The sequence below is a fragment of the Streptomyces sp. NPDC057438 genome (assembly GCF_042802995.1).
GTDB lineage: Bacteria > Actinomycetota > Actinomycetes > Streptomycetales > Streptomycetaceae > Streptomyces.
Map to the genome: position 1 here is coordinate 1 of NZ_JBHVDD010000005.1, position 18,638 is coordinate 18,638.

General features: G+C 71.2%; 18 protein-coding genes. 7 read left to right on the forward strand and 11 right to left on the reverse strand.

Going from position 1 to position 18,638, the window contains the following annotated elements:
- Positions 1-52 precede the first annotated feature (52 nt).
- Positions 53-688, reverse strand: coding sequence for an HAD family acid phosphatase (locus ACFU5F_RS05050; RefSeq protein WP_383882080.1), 636 nt, complete (start codon positions 686-688; stop codon positions 53-55).
- 287 nt (positions 689-975) lie between these two features.
- On the opposite strand from ACFU5F_RS05050, the gene ACFU5F_RS05055 reads away from it, so the two are divergent.
- The 3 genes from ACFU5F_RS05055 to ACFU5F_RS05065 all read left to right on the forward strand — a co-directional run bounded on the left by ACFU5F_RS05055 (position 976) and on the right by ACFU5F_RS05065 (position 3,696).
- Entirely contained in the window at positions 976-1,815 is an 840-nt protein-coding gene (locus ACFU5F_RS05055; RefSeq protein WP_383882083.1) for an SAM-dependent methyltransferase, read from the forward strand.
- A gap of 215 nt (positions 1,816-2,030) precedes the next feature.
- Complete coding sequence (locus tag ACFU5F_RS05060) at positions 2,031-2,219, forward strand: hypothetical protein (protein ID WP_383882086.1); 189 nt, start codon at positions 2,031-2,033, stop codon at positions 2,217-2,219.
- Positions 2,220-2,319: 100 nt separating this feature from the next.
- Positions 2,320-3,696 carry a S1 family peptidase gene (locus ACFU5F_RS05065; protein ID WP_383882088.1) on the forward strand — a complete coding sequence of 459 codons (1,377 nt, stop codon included), beginning with the start codon at positions 2,320-2,322 and terminating at the stop codon, positions 3,694-3,696.
- Positions 3,697-3,766: 70 nt separating this feature from the next.
- Here the strand turns inward: ACFU5F_RS05065 and ACFU5F_RS05070 are convergent, their stop codons facing one another.
- Both ACFU5F_RS05070 and ACFU5F_RS05075 read right to left on the reverse strand, forming a co-directional pair.
- Positions 3,767-3,949, reverse strand: coding sequence for a hypothetical protein (locus ACFU5F_RS05070; protein WP_383882091.1), 183 nt, complete (start codon positions 3,947-3,949; stop codon positions 3,767-3,769).
- A gap of 78 nt (positions 3,950-4,027) precedes the next feature.
- Positions 4,028-5,188 carry an ROK family protein gene (locus tag ACFU5F_RS05075; protein ID WP_383882094.1) on the reverse strand — a complete coding sequence of 387 codons (1,161 nt, stop codon included), beginning with the start codon at positions 5,186-5,188 and terminating at the stop codon, positions 4,028-4,030.
- 168 nt (positions 5,189-5,356) lie between these two features.
- Between ACFU5F_RS05075 and ACFU5F_RS05080 the strand changes: the two genes are divergently transcribed.
- Entirely contained in the window at positions 5,357-6,559 is a 1,203-nt protein-coding gene (locus ACFU5F_RS05080; RefSeq protein WP_383882097.1) for a Gfo/Idh/MocA family protein, read from the forward strand.
- 40 nt (positions 6,560-6,599) lie between these two features.
- Here the strand turns inward: ACFU5F_RS05080 and ACFU5F_RS05085 are convergent, their stop codons facing one another.
- Positions 6,600-7,295 (reverse strand): L,D-transpeptidase family protein, encoded by a 696-nt coding sequence (locus tag ACFU5F_RS05085; RefSeq protein WP_383882100.1) that lies wholly within the window; start codon positions 7,293-7,295, stop codon positions 6,600-6,602.
- A gap of 134 nt (positions 7,296-7,429) precedes the next feature.
- Between ACFU5F_RS05085 and ACFU5F_RS05090 the strand changes: the two genes are divergently transcribed.
- Positions 7,430-7,915: a carboxymuconolactone decarboxylase family protein gene (locus ACFU5F_RS05090; protein WP_383882103.1), complete on the forward strand. Its 486-nt coding sequence runs from the start codon at positions 7,430-7,432 to the stop codon at positions 7,913-7,915.
- Positions 7,916-8,023: 108 nt separating this feature from the next.
- On the opposite strand, the gene ACFU5F_RS05095 is transcribed toward ACFU5F_RS05090, so the two are convergent.
- From ACFU5F_RS05095 to ACFU5F_RS05120, 6 genes are read right to left on the reverse strand one after another with little or no spacing between them, the layout of a single operon-like run.
- Positions 8,024-8,818, reverse strand: coding sequence for an aminotransferase class IV (locus ACFU5F_RS05095; RefSeq protein ID WP_383882105.1), 795 nt, complete (start codon positions 8,816-8,818; stop codon positions 8,024-8,026).
- Between the two features lie 24 nt (positions 8,819-8,842).
- Positions 8,843-10,030 (reverse strand): FAD-dependent monooxygenase, encoded by a 1,188-nt coding sequence (locus tag ACFU5F_RS05100; RefSeq protein WP_383882108.1) that lies wholly within the window; start codon positions 10,028-10,030, stop codon positions 8,843-8,845.
- Positions 10,027-11,616: an AMP-binding protein gene (locus ACFU5F_RS05105; protein ID WP_383882111.1), complete on the reverse strand. Its 1,590-nt coding sequence runs from the start codon at positions 11,614-11,616 to the stop codon at positions 10,027-10,029. The genes ACFU5F_RS05100 and ACFU5F_RS05105 overlap by 4 nt, the downstream gene beginning before the upstream one ends.
- A gap of 41 nt (positions 11,617-11,657) precedes the next feature.
- Positions 11,658-13,262: a benzoate-CoA ligase family protein gene (locus ACFU5F_RS05110; RefSeq protein ID WP_383882114.1), complete on the reverse strand. Its 1,605-nt coding sequence runs from the start codon at positions 13,260-13,262 to the stop codon at positions 11,658-11,660.
- Complete coding sequence (gene pabB, locus ACFU5F_RS05115) at positions 13,259-15,409, reverse strand: aminodeoxychorismate synthase component I (RefSeq protein WP_383882117.1); 2,151 nt, start codon at positions 15,407-15,409, stop codon at positions 13,259-13,261. Before pabB ends, ACFU5F_RS05110 begins: the two co-directional genes overlap by 4 nt.
- Before the next feature lie 30 nt (positions 15,410-15,439).
- Complete coding sequence (locus tag ACFU5F_RS05120; RefSeq protein ID WP_383882120.1) at positions 15,440-16,030, reverse strand: antibiotic biosynthesis monooxygenase; 591 nt, start codon at positions 16,028-16,030, stop codon at positions 15,440-15,442.
- A 230-nt stretch (positions 16,031-16,260) separates the two neighbouring features.
- Here ACFU5F_RS05120 and ACFU5F_RS05125 point away from each other — a divergent pair, with 230 nt between their 5' ends.
- Positions 16,261-17,040 carry a DUF3050 domain-containing protein gene (locus tag ACFU5F_RS05125; protein ID WP_383882123.1) on the forward strand — a complete coding sequence of 260 codons (780 nt, stop codon included), beginning with the start codon at positions 16,261-16,263 and terminating at the stop codon, positions 17,038-17,040.
- 38 nt (positions 17,041-17,078) lie between these two features.
- Positions 17,079-17,663, forward strand: coding sequence for a hypothetical protein (locus ACFU5F_RS05130; protein ID WP_383882126.1), 585 nt, complete (start codon positions 17,079-17,081; stop codon positions 17,661-17,663).
- Between the two features lie 7 nt (positions 17,664-17,670).
- Here the strand turns inward: ACFU5F_RS05130 and ACFU5F_RS05135 are convergent, their stop codons facing one another.
- Positions 17,671-18,600: an SDR family oxidoreductase gene (locus tag ACFU5F_RS05135; protein WP_383882129.1), complete on the reverse strand. Its 930-nt coding sequence runs from the start codon at positions 18,598-18,600 to the stop codon at positions 17,671-17,673.
- Between the last annotated feature and the right edge of the window lie 38 nt (positions 18,601-18,638).

The window sequence follows — 18,638 nt, forward strand, 5'->3', positions numbered from 1 at the left end:
GGCGCCGGAAGGGACCGGCGCCCGTGCACCCGGGTGCGAAGGGTGGCGCGTGTCAGTCGAGCAGTCCGTCGTAGTCGGGCAGCTTGTACGTCCGCTCGGCGTGGCCGCCGACGAGGTCGGTGGTGTTGTTGCCGACGTTGGCGATGATCGTGTAGCCGTCGGACTCGATGTCCGCGCGCGAGGCGGTCTTGTAGGCCGAGACCTCGGCGAACAGATCGGGCAGGTCACGGACGTAGAGGCCGTCGACGGGGTAGCCGACGTTCTTCAGGTTCCACTTGGTGACGCTCTCGATGATGCCCGGCCGGGCGGTGACGAAGAAGACGGCGACCCCGCGGGACTTGGCGTACTTGGCCAGCGCGAGGGAGGGCTTCAGTGCCGGGGTCGGCAGCTGGTACCAGGGCGTGTAGTGCGTCTCCAGTGTGGTGTTGTCGATGTCGAAGACGATGGCGAGCTTCTGCCCCGAGGGGTTCGCGGTGCGCGTCTGCACATAGGGCGTGGCCGTGTCGACGACGGCCTTCACGTCCTTCTGCCAGGTGGCGTAGTCCACCTCGGCGGCGGCCGCCGCGCCGGCCGTGGTCCCGCTCTGCGCGGCGGCGGCGGGCACCGCCGCGGTCACCGAACCGCCCAGACCCAGTACGGCCACCGCGGCGACCGTCGTGATGCGGCGTCCCACACCGCTTCCTGTCATGTTCGTCCCCTTTTCTCATGTCAACGCGGCGAGGTCGTCGGAACCTTCGCCGCGCTGGTCATGGTCATGCCCAATGGTGGCCGGGAGACTACCCAAGAGTTACCGGTTGGTAGAAGGGGCGCGACAACCCTTGTTCCACGGGCCGCGGACGCAGCTGGGCGACACGCGGCCGAACCCGGCGGTTCCGGGCACCGAGAAGATCGCCGAAGTCCTCGGCAAAGGCCAACCGGCGGGTCTACATTGCCGGTTGGATGAAGCACCTTCACAGAAGATCCAGGAGCGACTCCGTGACGGACAACCCGGCAGCCCCGGACTTCCCCTCGTCGCCGCTGAACCGGCGCATCGTCACCACACGTCCGGCCGCGGCACGGATCTGGAACTACTGGCTCGGCGGCGGGGATTATTACGAGGTCGACCGGAAGGCCGGGGACGAGATACGCCGGCTGTATCCGAGCATCGGCGACTACGCCCGCGCGGACCGGCAGTTCCTGGGACGGGCGGTGCGCCATCTGGCGGCCGAGGTGGGTATCCGGCAGTTCCTGGACATCGGCGCCGGGCTGCCGACGGCGGAGAACACCCACGAGGTCGCCCAGCACATCGCGCCGGACTCCCGGATCGTCTACGTCGACAACGACCCGCTGGTCCTGGTGCACGCGCGCGCCCTGCTGACGAGCGCGCCCGAGGGCCGCACGGACCACGTCGACGAGGACCTGCGCAACGTCGACTCCGTCCTCGCCCACGCGGCGCGCACCCTGGACCTGACCCGGCCGGTCGCGCTGCTGCTGCTCGACGTGCTGGCCTTCATCCCCGACGACGAGGACCCGTACGGCATCGTGCGCCGTCTGCTGGACGCGCTGCCGCGCGGCAGTCATCTGGTGCTCTCGCACACCATCACCAGCCCGGAGTGGCCCGACGTGGACATCGCGGCGGCCTGGTGGAACGCGCACGGCATCCCGCCGCTGACCCAGCGCACGCCGGAGCGGATCGCCCGGTTCTTCGACGGACTCGACCTGCTGGAGCCCGGCATCGTGTCGTGCACGCGCTGGAGACCGGACGGCGAGGGCGATCCCGCTCGTGGGGAACCGGCGATCGTCCCCATGTACTGCGGAGTGGGAGGCAAGCCATGACGGGGACCGAGTGGGTCCGCCTACAAATGGACGTCAACGGCTTCGACCTGGCACGTTTCCAGCCGTATGCCGACAAGAGTGCCGTACCGCCGGCATCCCCCTGACGACCCTCTCCGAACTCGGCGACACATCCGGGAGGTCCGCCGAGCACTCCTTGGTGAGTTCGTACAACGCCCGACGCTTGTGCGGGGTCGGACCGACGGCGGTCCGGGTTCGTGTTCAACGAGATGACCGGGGTGCGGGCCTCCCACCGGGACCGCGGGATCTCGGTGGCCATGAAGACCTTCGGCATCGGCTTCGCCGGGATCTGCGGGGTGAGCCTCGTCCGTACGGTGCACCATCCGGCCAACACGCGCGCGATCGCCATGAACCGGACGCTGGGATACGTCGACGCGGACCGGTGAACATGTGCCGACCACCGCACGTATGAAAGGAGGGCGCTCAAGGACCGGACGCCCTGGCGGTGTTGACACCGTGTCGGACGGGGTTCGGGAGAGCCAGGCGATGAGGCACGCACGACGACGAGTCGTGAAGCGGGTGGCGCGGCTGACGGCCGCCGGTGGACTGATCTGCGGAACCCTGATGGTGACGCAGGCGGCGATGGCGACCGAACCCACCACCTCCCCGCCCGCGACCCGAAGTGCCGTGCTGGCCGCCTCCGGCACCGGCAACGGCCTGGTCAGCGAGCTGGGCTCCGAGCGCACGGCCGGCACCTGGATCGCCGACGACGGCAAGCCGGTCGTCGCGGTCACCGACGAGAAGGCCGCCGCCGAGGTCGAGCGGGCGGGCGCCCGTCCCAAGATGGTCGAGTTCAGCGGTGAGGACCTGAAGTCCGCCACGAAGGCGCTGCGTTCCGCGCCCCGGGTGTCGGGCACCTCCTGGGCCATCGATCCCGCGTCCAACGAGGTCGTGGTGCGGGCCGACAGCACCGTGTCCAAGAAGGACTGGTCGAGCCTGACCGGTCTCGCCGAGAAGATCGGCGGGTCCGTGCGGATGGAGCGCACCGAGGGCACGTACACGATGCGACTGAACGGCGCCCAGCCCATCTTCGGCACGGGCGGACGCTGCTCGATCGGCTTCAACGTCACCGACGGCGAGAGGGACTTCATGCTCACCGCCGGGCACTGCGGTCCGGCGGGTTCCGTCTGGTTCTCGGACAACGAGGGCCGGCAGGAGATCGGCCGCACGACCGAGACCAACTTCCCCGGTGCCGACTACTCGCTCGTGCAGTACCTCCAGGACGCGCCGAGCAACCGGACCAACGTGGTCTCGGTCGGCGACGGCCGCGGAGTGCGCATCACCTCGGTCGGTGAGGCGGCCGTCGGCCAGCGCGTCTTCCGCAGCGGCAGCACCAGCGGCTTCCGCAACGGCGAGGTGACCGGCCTCGACGCCACCGTCAACTACCCCGAGGGCACCGTCAGCGGCCTCATCGAGACCACGGTCTGCGCCGAGCCCGGCGACAGCGGCGGCCCGCTGTTCTCGGAGGGGGTGGCCCTGGGCGTGACCTCGGGCGGCAACGGGGACTGCGAGGAGGGCGGTACGACGTTCTTCCAGCCGCTGTCCGCCGCCCTCGACGACCTCGGCGTCCAGCTGACCGGCCTGCCCCAGTCCGCCGTCCGGCCGACCGCGGCTGCCGACGGCTCCGACGACGACTCCCAGGGCGCCGCCGCCCCGGGCGGGGCCGAGCCGGGGTCCGTGGAGCCCGTGGACTCCGTCGGCGCCGCCTCCGACCTGCTCGACCGGCTCGCCGACCCCCGCAACGTCGGGCCCGGTCTGCTGGTCATCGCCGGCAGCATGGTCGCCCTGGCCGCCACCCGCTTCATCCGCACCGAACAGGACCGGCAGGCGTACCGCCGGCAGTACTCGGGGAGTTGGGGATAGGGGTCCACGCCCTGCGTGATGTGCGCTCTCGGCGCTCCGCGCCCCGCGAGGGGCGCGGCCGGTCACCGGACTACGAGGCGGAGGCCCATTCGAGGACCAGACGCTCGTACTCGCTCCGCTGCTCCCTGTTCAACGTCCCGCCGCTCCGGAACCAGAGCGCCCGGATCTCCTCGTTGACCTCGGCGGCCGTTCGCGCCGGTACTTCCGCTCTTTCCAGGACGACATCAGGGGTAGTGGACATGGTGTAAACCATATGTCCTCGCACGTGAAGCCGATGTGAGTAAAGGTCCCACTTCAGACATTACGGACCGTGAAGCTGATCACGCTGCGTTTACGGCTCCACGGTTCCGAGCACGAGGACCTGAATGGCCAGCACGGCGGCGCCCCGGGCCCAGTCGTGGAAGTCGGACACCTTCGTCTCCAGCGGGACGGGCGCGGCCAGCGGATGCCGGTGCGCCCGGACGGCCTCGTCCACGGCCTCACCCGCGACCTCCATCAGCCCCACCCCCTCCCCCGCGAGCAGGATCTTCTGCGGCATCACGAAGTTCGCGATCTGCGCCACCAGGGTCCCCAGGGCCCGCCCCGCCTCCCCGACGACCCGCGTGCACATCGGCTCACCGCCGGCCGCGCCGGCCAGGATCTCCTCGTACGTCACCTCGCGCCCCGTCGCCGCCCGCACCTGGTACCGGATGCTGGGGATGCTCAGCAGTGAGACCGCGCTGCCGCGCCTGCCGTCGGGGGTGAGCGGGCCGGCGGGGTCCACGATCCAGTGGCGGCCGAAGCCCCGGTCCTCCTCCGCGTGCGCCACCCGCCTGCCACCCAGGACCAGGCCGTAGCCGATGCCCGCGCCGATGGTGAGGACGACGAACCGGTCGAGGCCGCGCCCCGCCCCGAACCAGGTCTCCGCCTCGACGAGGGCGGCGACGTCGTTCTCGACGACCACCGGCAGCCCGGTGCGCTCCTCGACGAGTCCGGCCAGCGGGACGTCGCGCCACGACAGGAAGGGCGACTCCCCGACCACCGCCCGGTCCCGGACGAACCCGCCGACCCCGATGCCGATCCCGGCGAGCGAGGGATGGGAGCGGGCGAGCCCTGCCGTCATCTCGGCCAGCAGATCGGCGACCCGCCCGGGTTCATGGGTGGTGAGCGGACGGTCGTACCGGGCGACGATCTCGCTGCGGAGCGTGGTGACGACGCCGTACACCATGTCGTCGGTGATCTTGAAACCGAGGAAGGAGCAGGACTCGGCGACGATGTCCAGGGGCTGGGAGGGGCGCCCCTGACGGGCCCCGGGGAGTGCGGCACCCCCGGTGGTCTCCACCAGCAGGCCCGACTCGGTCAGCGGTTTGGTCAGCCGGGTGAGGCTGCCGGCCGAGAGGCCGAGCCGCCGGGCGAGTTCCGTGCGCGAGAGCGGACCGTGCACGAGCACCTCGATCGCCACCGAGCGTTCCCCGGGACTGAGCGGCAGCCAACTGGCGGCGAGTGCGGTCATGGGGGCCAGACTCCCACATCTGATTTATTCCGTCACGGAATCAAACAACCCGCCCATGGCCCGCCACGATCGCCGTCGAAAGATGAACACCTACCCCTTGACGCCACAATTCTTTCGTAGCGAAAGTAAGTGGCCAGTGACTCTTCAGCAGAGAAGGACCCTCCTCAGATGACGTTCTCCCTCGGCATCGTCGGCGCCGGCCAGTTCTCCGGCCAGTTCGCGACGCTGTTCCAGGCCCACCCCGGCGTCGGCGACGTCTACGTCACGGACCTGCTGCCCGAGCGGGCCCAAGAACTCGTGACGGCCCAGGGGCTGGCCGGCACCTTCCCCTCGTACGAGGCGATGCTGGAGTCGCCCGCGGTCGACGCGGTCGCGATCTTCACCCAGCGCTGGACGCACGGACCGCTGGTGCTCCAGGGGCTGGCGGCCGGCAAGCACGTCTACTCGGCCGTCCCCATGGCGATCACCACCGAGGAGGTCGCGGCGATCATCGACGCGGTCCGGGCGACCGGGCTGACGTACATGATGGGCGAGACGAGCCAGTACAACCCGGCGACCGTGCACGCCCGCAACCAGATCGCCGAGGGCGCGTTCGGCCGGATCTTCTACGCCGAGGGCGACTACGTCCACGACATGGACCTCGGCTTCTACGAGGCCTACCGGTACAGCGGCGGCGAGGACTGGAAGCGGACCGCCAGCTACCCCCCGCTGCTCTACCCGACACACTCGGTGGGCGGGGTGCTGGGCGCCTGGGGGACGCACGCGGTGAGCGTGTCGGCGATCGGGGTCGTGGACGAGCGCGGGGACGGGGTGTTCGACAAGGAGGTCAGCCAGTTCGGAAACGACTTCTCCAACGCGACCGCGCTGTTCGAGGTCGCGGGCGGCGGCTCGTTCCGTACGAACGAGTTCCGGCGGGTCGGCTACCCCTCGCAGATCCGGGAGTCGCGTTTCCGGTTCTTCGGCACCGAGGCCAGCATGGAGCAGCTCGCCACGGTGGCGTTCTGGCAGGACAAGAAGGGGGTGACGGACATCAGCGAGCTGCTGGAGCCCAAGCAGACCCTGTCCCCCGACGATCCCTCGCTCCAGCACATCGCGCCGGACCTGCGGGCCGCCTTCACCTCCGGGTCGGCGCCGGTGCACGACCGGGCCCGGCTGCCGCGGGAGTTCGACGAGCTGCACAACGGGCACGAGGGCAGCCACCACTTCCTGGTGGACGACTTCGTGACCGCCGTCAACACCGGGACCCTGCCGTCGGTGAACGCCTGGGTGGCGGCCCGCTACACCCTGCCGGGCATCGTCGCGCACGAGTCCGCGCGGCAGGGCGGGGTCAGGCTGCAGATCCCGGACTTCGGGGACGCCCCCGAGGCGTGACGTCCCGCCACCGCCCGCCGGCCGGGCTCCTGATCGTCTGTCAGGTGCCCGGCTTGCGGCCGTACACGTAGACGTCGTCGCCCTTCTTCAGCAGCGACCAGTACTTCTTGGCGTCCGTCTTCGTCATGTTGGTGCAGCCGTGGGAGCCGGGCGGGTTCCACATGCTGACGCCGACGGAGTGGAAGGCCTGGCCGCCGTCGAAGAACTGGGCGTAGGGCATGGGCACGTGGTAGATCGAGGAGACGTGGTCGATGTTCCGCCAGTAGATCTTCTTCAGACCGGTGCGGGTCTCGTAGCCGTCGCGGCCGGTGCGGACCGGGACGGGCCCGTAGACGAGCTTGCCGCCGTCCTGGATCCAGCTCAGCTGCAGCGTCAGGTTCACGCAGGCGATACGGCCCTTGTTCGTCGGGCACTTGCCCGCCGCGTTGGGGTTCTTGCCCACGGCCTTCTGCTTGTTCATCAGGTCCATCACGCCCCAGGTGACGGAGCCCGCGTAGCCGATGTTCGGCGAGATGCCGTGCTTGGTCTGGAAGGCCCGGATGGCCTCGCAGTCGGCGGTGGACTGCTTGCCGTCGACCGGTCGGCCGAGGAACTTCTCCACCTGCTTCTGGTACGGACCCTTCGTCGCCGTACAACTCGCCGCCTGCGCGGGCGTGATGCCCATCGCGAGCGTGAGCGGTGCCAGCAGACCGGTGACCGTGAGCGCGACCGCGCCTCTTCTTCGTATGTCCCCCATGCCGGGTCCTCCCCCTTCGCGTGTTTCGCTGCTTCTGCCTGCCTAGACATGCGGTCGACGGCCACGGTTGTGGGTCGGCCCACGTCGAGACGAAACAGTTACACAGCCTGGAATTCGGATATAGAGTTCCCCCCATGAGCAACAGTCATTCCCCGTCTCGTGTGGCCCTCAAGAAAACAACTCCCGATGTGTCCAAGGCGATGGGCTCCCTGCATGGTGCCGCCGTTTCAGCGGCACAGGACGCGAAGGTCGAGCCCGAGATACTCGAACTGATCAGAATTCGCGCGTCGCAGATCAACGGCTGCGCGTTCTGCCTGGACATGCACACCAAGGACGCCCGCGCCCAGGGCGAGACCGAGCAGCGGATCTACGCGCTCAGCGCCTGGCGCGAGACCCCCTTCTTCACCGAACGGGAGCGCGCCGCCCTGGCGTTGACCGAAGCGGTGACGCTGGTCGCCGACGGTCAGGTGCCCGACGACGTCTACGCGGGCGCCGCGGAGGTGTTCGACGAGGAGCAGATCGCGGCACTGATCTGGGCGGCCACCGTGATCAACGCGTACAACCGGATCGCGATCGCCACCCGTATGGTTCCCGGGGCCTACCAGCCCGCTCCGAAATAACTCCGAAGCAACCGGATCCCTTGAGTCGGAATTTCCGGAACGCCTTTCAGCGCCGGGTCGAATTCCTTTCGGCCCGGCGCTTTTCCACGCCTTTATGTCACTGTCGGTTCAGTCGCGCGGCAGCGGCTCCATGAGACCGTCCAGCCAGGTCCGCCACTCCGGGGCGTGGACGGCCGGGCCGGGGGTCATCGGGCGCCCGGTCCAGGCGGCGACCGGGCGGATGCCGTGGAGGGCGTTCACGAGCCACACCTCGCGGCCGTCCAGTTCGGCCAGGGAACGTTCACGGTGGGCGACTTGGACGCCGGAGCGGGCGGCCCGTTCCTGGACGAGGGCCAGCGTGACACCGGCGAGCAGGGGCAGGCGGGGCGGCGGCAGACAGAGGGTGTCGTCCTCCCACCACAGCAGGCTGGAGTTGGCCGCCTCCAGCACCAGGCCCGAGGGCGCGATCAGTACGGCCTCGTCGGCGCCGGCGTTCGCCGCCCGTCCGCGGACGCGGGTCAGGGCGTCCAGGTCCGGCCCCTTGCGGCGGGGCACGGTCCGCGGGTCGGGCTGACCGGCCGCCCACACCCGCACCTCGGCGGTGATGGCCGGCGCCGGGCGCAGCAGGAGCCGCAGCTCCAGGGAACCGGAGGCGAGTTCGACCCGGGGGAACCACTCCCCCGTGCGCGGCAGGGCGCGGGTCATGTCCCGCCAGAAGTCGGCGACCCGCGCCGGGGCCGGCGCGCCGCACTCGCCGCAGGATCTCAGGAACCGGTCGCGGTGCCGGTCGAAGCCGCGCACCCGTCCGTCGCGCAGCAGCCACGAGTCCGCGACGAGGAGGCGGCCGCCGTGCGCCTGGCCGGGGACGAGGCCGTGTTCGGGCGACCAGGTCAGCAGACCTTCCGCGATGGCGGGTGGTGTCACTCGGTGCTCCTGTCGGTCTTCCGGTCAGTACTTGCGGCCCGCGACGGCCGGGGAGCCGTGCCGGGGGCCGTAGGGGGCGTGCTCCAGCCAGGCGCCGCAGCGAGGCACCACGGGAGCCAGGGCCGCCGCCGCGCGCTGCTTGACGCGGACGATACGGCGCCGGGGCCGCAGATGGTCCAGGGCCGTGCCGGCGGCGGCGCTGTTGAACAGGCCCGCCGCGCGCCGGACCTCGGCGAAGGAGTCGACCGCCTCCGGGGTGCCGTCGGCGATCGCGCGGGCCGCCGCGACCGCGTCCGCGATGCCGCTGTTCATGCCGCGCGCGCCGAACGGCGGGAAGAGATGGGCGGCCTCGCCGGCCAGCAGCACCCGGCGGTGCGGGTCGGTGAAGTCAGCGGCGACCTTGCGCAGGAAACGGTAGGTGGACACCCACAGGACCCGCTCGGCGTACCCGTCGCCGACGACCTCCGGCAGCCAGCGCCGTACGGCGTCCTCGGTGCCGAACTCCTCCGTCGCGTCGTCGTCGCGGCACTGCAGGTCGAGCTGGAAGCCGCCGGTGAAGGGCACCCGCATCACGCTGCGGCCGCCGAGCGCCGGATGCTCGTAGTGGAAGACCCGCTCCAGGGGCAGTTCGGCGCCGGGGAGGTCGGCGATGTCGGCGACGACGTGGAAGCCCTCGCCGTGGGTGCCCTCCATCGGGATGCCCAGCTCGCGCCGTACGACCGAACGGGCACCGTCGGCGGCCACCGCGTGGGTGCCGGTCCAGGTGCGGCCGTCCTCGCCGGTGAGGGTCACCCCGTCCGGGTCGGTCGTCACGGAGGTGATCCGCGCGTCCCACACGAACTCCACTCCGGCCTCGCGGCACGCGGCGCGCAGGAAGCGCTCGGTGTCGACCTGGCGGAGGCTGGTGAAGGGCGGGGTGCCGGTGGGCGGCGGGAAGGTGCGGGCGTAGACCTCGCGGCCCCGGTAGAGGGTGCGCCTGGTGTGCCAGGTCCGCCCGTACGCGGCGATCTCGACCGCGAGCCCCGGATGGATCCCCTCCAGCAGTTGCAGGGTCTCGCGGTGCACGAACAGGGCGCGGCTGCCGGGGCGTTCACGGCCCTCGGAGTCGGCTTCCAGCAGGGTGACGGGGAGGTCGTGGGCGCGCAGGGCGAGGGCGGCGGAGAGGCCGACGGGACCGGCGCCCACGACGAGAACGGGGACGGGGGGCGTCATGCGCGGGTGCTCTCGGCGAGCATGCGGGTGATCTCGAGCCGCTTGACCTTCCAGGTGGAGGTCATCGGCAGTTCCTCGAACCGCCACTGGCGGGGCTCGGCCATGGTCGGCAGGTCGGCCGTGGCCTCGTGCCAGCGCCGCAGGTCCAGGGGGCGTTCGCCGCGCACGCACACGACGGGGACGGGCTCCCGGTCGACGCCGGGGACGATGACGACCTCGCGCAGCTCCTCCAGACGGGACATCAGGGTGTCCTCGACCTCCAGGTTGCTGTGCACGGAGTCGATCTGGTCGATCTCGCGGTCGATGAGATAGAGGGCGCCCCAGCGGCTCTGGTACCCCATGTCGCCCATCTGCCACCAGCCGCTGTCGAGCTGACGCAGATAGCGCTCGCGGGCGCCCAGGTAGGTGAGGATGCGGCCCCGGGTGCGGGCCTCGATCCGGCCGGCGGTGCCGGGGGCCACCCGCCGTCCGGCGTCGTCGGCGACCCGGACGCGGGTGAAACCGGGGATGCCGATGCCGACCCGGCGGCCGTCGGCACGGGCGGCGCTGCGGCGGGTGAGCCACTGGAAGGCGACCGGGCCCGTCTCGCTCTGCCCGTACAGCTGGATGAGCCAGGGTGAGCGCCGCCGGGACGCGTCGAGGAGCCGCTGCACGGTCCGGGGGTGGATGGCGTCGAAGGTGGAGCCGTACGAGCGGACGCGGGACAGCGGTGCTCCGGGCGCGTCGGCCAGTTCCTCCCACAGGACGAAGGTGTTGGGGTGGGTCTCGACGATGCCGGGGCGGTGGCGCGCCAGCAGGGGCCCCACGTTCGACGGTTCCGGGTCGATGATCAGGACGAGCGGGCTGCCGAAGTGCAGCAGGACGCCGAGCAGGTGGTAGAAGCGCGAGTGCACGAACGACATGTGCAGGGCGGCGGTCTCGCCGCGCGTGGGCCAGCCCATCGCCTTCTGCGGGACGAGCCGGTTCCACATGGTGTTCGGGCAGTGCACGGCCAGCTTGGGCAGGCCGGTGGTGCCGGAGCTGTGGGTGATGAGCGAGGGGTCACGGGGGTGCAGCCGCACGGCGGCGGGGGTCGGCGCTCCCGCGTACTTCGGCAGGGGTTCGGCGCCCGGCGCGTCGTCGACGGAGAGGGTGCGCCGCACCAGGCCGGTGAGGGCGACGTCCGCGAGGGGGCCTTCGAGCTTGGCCCGGTCCGTGATCAGCCAGGGCCGGTGGAGGCGTTCGAGGAGCTGCCCGACCACGGGGCCCGCGAGACCGGGCGACAGCAGCACGGGGACGGCGCCGATACGGGAGACCGCGCAGGTCAGCAGCACGATGTCGACGTTGTCCGTCTTGTGGACGACCACCTCCTCGGAGGGGCGCACGCCCGCTTCCCACAGGCGGCCGGAGAGTTCGTCGACCACGTCGGCCAGGGTCGTGTAGGCGAGGTCGGTCCCGAGGTCGGGGCGGACGTCGAGAGGCCGGTCCAGGGTGACGAAGACATGGCCGTGGCGGTCGGCGGCCTCGCGGAACATGGAGCCCAGGTAGAAGCCGCGGCCGGCGAGGGCGAGTGCGGGCTGGCGGTCGGCCTGGAGCTGGTCGCGCATGGGACCGGACCTTTCTGCGGGGACGAGGGTGTCGGCCATGCTCACCACGCCCCTTGGCGGACGAGGTGTCGGCGGAGCTTGCCGGTCGCGGTGCGGGGCAGGGTGGGCACGAAGCTGACGCTGCGGGGGACCTTGAAGGCGGCGAGCCGGTCGCGGGCCATGCAGATCAGTTCGGCCTCCAGACCCACCCCGATGGGCGGGACGGGGACGACGAAGGCCCGCAGTCTGCTGGCGCCGCGCTCGTCGGTGACCGCGGCCACGGCGACGTCCCGGACCCCGGGGTGGGTGCGCAGCAGGGCCTCCACCTCCAGCGGGGAGACGGTGATCCCGCCGACCATCTCCATGTCGTCGGCCCGGCCCAGGTGCCGGTAGGTACCGTCGGGTTCGCGGACGGCGCGGTCCCGGGTGTTGAGCCAGCCGCCGACGAGGGTGCGGTCGTTCTCCTCGGGCCGGTTGAGGTAGCCGGGGGTCACCGTCGGGCCGCGCACCCAGAGTTCACCGGCTTCGCCGTCCGCGACCTGGGCGCCGGCGCGGTCGCGGAGTTCGACCTCGAAGCCGGGGACGGGGCGGCCGACGGTGCCGGGGTGGTTGTGGTCGAAGCCGTTGGCGCAGAAGGCGTGTCCGGCCTCGGTGGAGCCGATCTGTTCGAGGACGGGGGCGCCGAGCAGTTCGGTGACCTGCTTGCCGAGTCCGGCGGGCATGCCCTCACCGGCCGACACCGCCGCGCGCACCGAGGCGAAGCAGTCCTCGTGGCCGTCCGCGCGGTCGGCGACGAGGGCCGCGTAGGCCGACGGCACGGAGTACAGGAGGGTCACGCGGTGCCGGGCGACGAGTTCGTCGACCGCCGCGGGGGTGGGACGGCGGTCGGCGAGGACGGCGGAGGATCCGGAGAAGAGGGGGAAGACGAGGGCGTTGCCGAATCCGTAGGCGAAGTACAGCCGGGAGACGGACAGGGTGACGTCGTCCGGGGTGATGCGCAGGAGCCGGCGGCCGATGAGGTCGTGGTAGGTCCTGGGGTCGCCGTGGACGTGGACGACGCCCTTGGGGCGGCCGGTGGTGCCGGAGGTGTACTGGATGTAGAGCGGGGTGTGGGCGTCGACGGGGTGGGCGTGCCGGGTGGGGGCGGCCGTGGCGCTCAGGGCGGTCAGCTGGTCCGAACCCAGGCGCGGCGGCGCGGCGCCGCCGCGGGCCGGGCGGGGCCGGTCGTTCCCCTGCGACGGGTCCGTACGGGGGCGGCGGGGCGCCGGGATGTAGGTGTCCAGCGCCGGTCCCGTGACCCAGAGCACCGCTTCCGTGTCCTCCGCCATGAACTGCAGTTCCGGCGGGGTGAGTTCGGGGTTGACCAGGACCGCGACCGCGCCCAGGCGGGCCAGGGCGAGGAACGTGGTGACCCAGGTGACGGAGTCCGGGAGGGCGAGCAGGACGCGGTCTCCGGGGCGGACGCCGTGATCGGTGAGGACGGTGGCGGCGCGGGCCGCGAGGTCGTGCACCTCACCGTGGGAGTAGGCCCGGTGGCCCTGGTGGAAGGCGGGCCGGCCGGTCCAGCCGCGGCGCTCGGCGAGGGCCGCGAGGTGCGCCGCGAGGTTGCCGGGGGCGCCCGCGTCGGCGGTGAGCCGGGTGGGCTGCGCTGTGGTCGTGATCGTCATCGCGTCGGCTCCTCGGTGACGGCCGGGGCGGAGGCGTGCTCCCGGGTGGCGGCCGGGGCGGAGGCGTGCTCCCGGTGGGCGCGCATCAGGGCGGCGGTCTTCAGCAGCATCTCGTCGTACTCGGCAGCCGGATCGGAGTCGAGGACGATCGCGCCGCCCGCGCCCAGATGCATACGGCCGCCCTGGAACACGGCGGTACGGATGACGATGTTGAGGTCGGCTCCGCCGGCGCATCCGAGGTAGCCGAGGGCTCCGGAGTACACACCTCGCGCCTCGGTCTCCAGCGCGTCGATGATCTCCAGCGTGCGGAGCTTGGGCGCCCCGGTCATCGATCCGCCGGGGAAGCAGGCGCGGACGCAGTCCACGGCGTCGGTGCCCTCGCGCAGTCTGCCCTCGACGGTGGAGACCAGCTGGTGCACGGTGGCGTAGGTCTCGGTGGCCATGAGGCGGGGGACCCGCACGGAGCCGGTGCGCGAGACCCGGCCGAGGTCGTTGCGGAGCAGGTCGACGATCATCAGGTTCTCGGCGCGGGTCTTGGGGTCGGCCGCCAGTTCGTCCCGCAGCCGTTCGTCCTCCGCCGGGGTGGCGCCCCGGGGGGCGGTGCCCTTGATGGGCTTGGCCTCGGCGACGCCGTCGCGGGTGATCCGCAGGAACCGCTCGGGCGACGAGCCCGCGATGTCGAGGTCGCCGAACCTGAGGAAGGCGGCGTACGGGGCCGGGTTGATGCGGCGCAGCACCCGGTAGAAGTCGTAGGGGTCGTACGGGGCGGGTAACCGGGCCGCGTTGGTCAGACAGATCTCGTAGCTGGTGCCCGCGTTCAGCTCGGCCTTGCAGGCGTCGATGTCGGCGAGGTAGGTGGCGCGGTCGCGGACGAGCCAGGGTTCGGCGGCGCGCGGGTAGGGCGCCGTGGCCGGCCGCAGGGGAACGGTGGTGTCCGAGCCGACGAACGTCAGCTGGGCCAGCGCGGTGTCGAGCCAGTCGCCGGCCTCGCGCGAGGCCGCGGGGGTGTCCTCGGACAGGCAGACGGCGTAGGTGTGGCCCTCCTGGTGGTCCACCGCGATCAGCCGGTCCGCGAACAGCCAGGCGGCGTCCGGGGTCTCGGCCTTGTGCCGGTTGGCGGAGCCGGTGTCGGCCTTGAGTTCGTAGCCGAAGTAGCCGACGTATCCGCCGGTGAAGTCGAAGGGCAGGCCGGTCGCGTCGACCTTGCGGCTCGCCAGCTGCCGCTTCAGGTAGTCGAAGACGCTCGCCCTGACCCGGCGGGTGGGCCGCCCGTCCCGCTCGATCTCGCACAGGCCGCTGTCGACGTCGTAGCGGACGACCTCGGCCAGCGGGCCGCCGCCGTCGCCGAAGAAGGAGAACCGGGACGCTCCCCGCTCGACGCGGGAGCTGTCCAGCCAGAACGCGTGCGGCGCGTCGGCGTACATACGGGTGAAGGCGGCCTCGGCGTCGACCGCGCCGGCGATCCGGCGGGTGTGCAGCCGGTAGGCGGGTCCCGAAGCTCTGCGGGGGCGGGGGATCGCGCCGCTGAGGGGGATGACCGCGGTGTTGCGGGTGCGCGGGCTGCCGGCCCGTTCCTCCGTGAGGTCACGGAAGTTGACCAGCAGACGCTGGCCGTGGTCGGTCAGGATCGACTCGGGGTGGAACTGCACGCCCCACAGGGGCCGTTCGCGGTGCCGCAGCCCCATCAGGACGCCGTCCTCGGACCAGGCGGTGGCCTCCAGGGTCGGCGGCAGCGGCTCGCGCACGGACAGCGAGTGGTAGCGCACGACCGTGAAGTTCTGGGGCAGCCCCCGGAACAGGTCGCGGCCGTCGTGCCGGACCGTGGACAGGTGCCCGTGGCGTGGCCACGGGGCGGGCTCCACATCGGCCCGCTCGCCCGCCGCGATGCCCTGATGGCCCAGGCACACGCCGAGCACGGGGATCCCGGCCTCGGCGATCACCCGGGCGGCGATGCCGAAGTCGCGAGGTTCCGAGGGGTGGCCGGGGCCCGGCGACACCACCACGTTGTCGAATTCCCGCAGCTCCGGAATGCTTTCCGCCGGAACGTCGTTGAGCACGACCACCGGTTCCTCGCCGTTGACCTGGGCGATCAGCTGGAACAGGTTGTACGTGTACGAATCATAATTGTCGATGAGCAGGGTCTTCACCCGCCCACCCCCCTCTGATCGTTCGCGGACCTAGGCGGTCCGTCGTTTGTGCCGGCCGCGCAGCGCCTGCAACGGCGGATACAGCCATTTCTTCAGGAATCGCTGGAGTCTCGGCATGAGAATCCAGGTCACGATGGCTGTAACGGCCAGACACAGCAGAAGTGTACGAAAAAGCGGATTCAGGTCGTTGAGATAGGGAAGTATCAGCAGGTTGAATAAGAGCACGGGCGGGAAGACCGCACTCATGTTCACCAGCCAGAGTTTCCATTTCGGGGGTGGCCCCGGGGGGCCGGCAGGAGCCGGGGCCCGGGAGGTCTGTGAGTCGAACCAGGCCTTGGACCCCTGGATGCTCCGGCGGCCGGTCTCCTGGGCCAAGGCGTCGGCGCGGGCCGACCACTGAGCCCAGACCACGGAGTTCTCCCAGGTCCGGGCCGATTCATCACTGTCGAAGCGGTAGACCACATGCCACTCAGCCCCTCCGTCGACGAGTACGCCACCCCCCAGAAAGCCCGGTTGCCGCGCACTGGTACGCAGCACGGCCCACCCCCAGGAGTGGAAGTCGGCCTCGCGCCCCGGCACCACCTGGTACGCGACGGTGACGGTAACGGGATTCCTGCTCACGCCGTCGAATACGAGAGGGAACGGGACCGCGTTCACATCTTCAACAAATTTTTTTGAGCTGTCCGGAACGTGCGTTTTTGACGGTGTTTCAGATGCCTTGAGGTCTTCTGCGGGCGAGTACGCCGGGGTAACTTCCGGCAATTTTTGGAAGCGCTTGCCCGGCCTGTCGGAAAAGGAGCACCATCATCAACAGGCTCGGGGGGGGAATTACAGAAAAGCGAAGGAGAGTCATGTCCAGGCACGACCGGGATGTGAACCACGACGGAATCGACCGGGTGCGCGCCGCGGTCGAGCCGGTACGGAAAGAAGTCACCGCGCACCCGATCTATCAGCGCATCGAAAGCCGCGCCGATATGGCCGTGTTCATGGAGCACCATGTGTTCGCGGTGTGGGACTTCATGTCCCTGCTCACCTCCCTCCGGCGGGACCTGACCTGTGTGGAGGTCCCCTGGCTCCCACGCGGGTCCCCGGTCGGGCGGCGGCTCGTCAACGACATCGTGCCGGCCGAGGAGAGCGACGCGCCGAACGGCGGGTTCACCAGCCACTTCGAGCTGTACCGCGCGGGCATGGCCGAGGCGGGCGCGGACACCTCCCGCCTCGACACCTTCCTCGGGCTCGTCGGCGAGGGCCACGCCGTGTCCGCCGCCCTGCGGGTCGCCCGAGTGCCGGGTCCCGCCGCCGAGTTCGTCCGCGCGACCTTCGAGATCGTCGAGGAACGGCCGCTGCACTGCCGCGCCGCCGCGTCCGCGTTCTCGCGGGAGGACCTGATCCCGGACATGTTCGACCAGGTGATCGAGAAGGAGGGCAGGGAGCGGTTCCCGTTGTTCCGCGACCACCTCGCACGCCACATCGAGGTGGACGGGGAGGAGCACACACCGATGGCGATGACCATGGTGGCGGAGCTGTGCGGAGAGGAGGACCGCCGCTGGGAGGAGGCGGTGGAGACGGCGACGACGGCTCTGGAGGCACGCGCCCGGTTCTGGGACGGGATCGTCGCGGCGATGGGGTGAGCCTGCGCCATGGTCTCTCTCGCGGTTACCGTCTGCCCATGTCGAGTTTCGTCCAGCAACTCCCCGCCCTGCTCGGTGTGGTGATCGGTGCGTTCGGTTCCTATCTGGTGGTGATGCGGGGCGAGCAGGTGCGGTTCCGGCGCGAGCGGGAGAGCCGCTGGGAGGAGCGGCGGCTCGCCGTCTACGCCGACTGGGCACGGGCCGTCAAGCAGTCGGTCACGCTGACCTACCGGGTCGCCTCCCATCTCGGCAACGACCCGCACCCCCACCCGCTGTCGCCGGAGGAGGCCGCGCCCCTCATGGCGGAGGCGACGACCGCCCGGGACCCCTCCGGTGAGGCGCTGCTGCTCCTCGGCAGCCCGGAGGTCGTGGAGAAGGCCCGCGCCTGGGTGGTCACGGTGATGCGGATGGAGGAGTTCCTGCGCGCCGGGACCCGCGACCCGGGGGCCTGGCGAACGCTGCTGGAGCGGCAGCGCGCCGGGCGGGACGCCTACTACACGGCCGTACGCGAGGATCTGGCGCTGCCACCCGGCCACGCCGCGCGCTGGCCACTGCCGCCCGCTCCCGCGGTGGGGCTCACGGGGACTCCCCCGTCCGCCTCACCGCCGGCGCCGCGCACATGAGCACGGTTCAGCGGTAGCCCGTGGTGTCCGCCGGCTTCCCCGCGTCCTGGACCTCGACGACATAGCGCCAGGCGTCCGGGCGGCTGCCGTCGAGGTCGGTGAACCCGTAGGTCCGGGCGAGCGCGCCGCTGGACAGGGAGGTGCCGTTGAAGCGGGCCACGTCGGGGTCGGCGGCGAGGGCGGCGACGGCCCGGCCGACGTAGCGGGGTGTCTCGGAGATGGCGAAGTGGGGGACGCGGTCGAGGGCGTCGCGCCAGGTCTCCTCGGTGACGCCGTACCCGTCGAGCATCATCTCCGAACGGAGCCAGCCGGGAGTGAGGGCGACGGCGGTGGCGCCGCGCGGGCCCAGTTCGTGGCCGAGGGCGAACGCCATGCGCAGGACGGAGGTCTTGGCGAGGTCGTAGAAGAAGGTGGCCCGGTAGTTGACCGCGTTGTACTCGGCCGTGCCGTCCGTCATCTCCACGACCAGGCCGCCGGGGTGGCGCAGCAGCAGGGGCAGAGCGAAGTGGTTGGTGATGGCGTGGGTCTCGACGGCGAGACGCAGCAGTCGTAGGCCGTTGTCGAGGTCGTGTTCCCAGACCGGGGCCTCCCAATCGAAGAGCTTCTCTCCGCCCCAGATGTCGTTGACGAGGACGTCGAGCCGGCCCTGTTCTTCCGCGATCCGGTCCACCAGGGTCCGGACCTGGGCTGGTTCGAGGTGGTCGGTGGGTACGGCGATCCCGTGGCCGCCGGCCCCGGTGACCAGGTCGGCGGTGTCCTCCAGGGTTTCCGGGCGGTCGTACTCGGAGCGTCGTTCGCGGGTGGAGCGGCCGGTGACGTAGACGGTCGCGCCGGCCGCGCCCAGTTCCACGGCGATGCCGCGTCCTGCTCCGCGGGTTGCTCCGGCGACGAGTGCGACCTTGTTCTTGAGCGGCTTGTTGTCGGGCGGTGTCGACATGTCCGGCCTCCTGGGGTACGGGTCACCTTGGCGGGCGT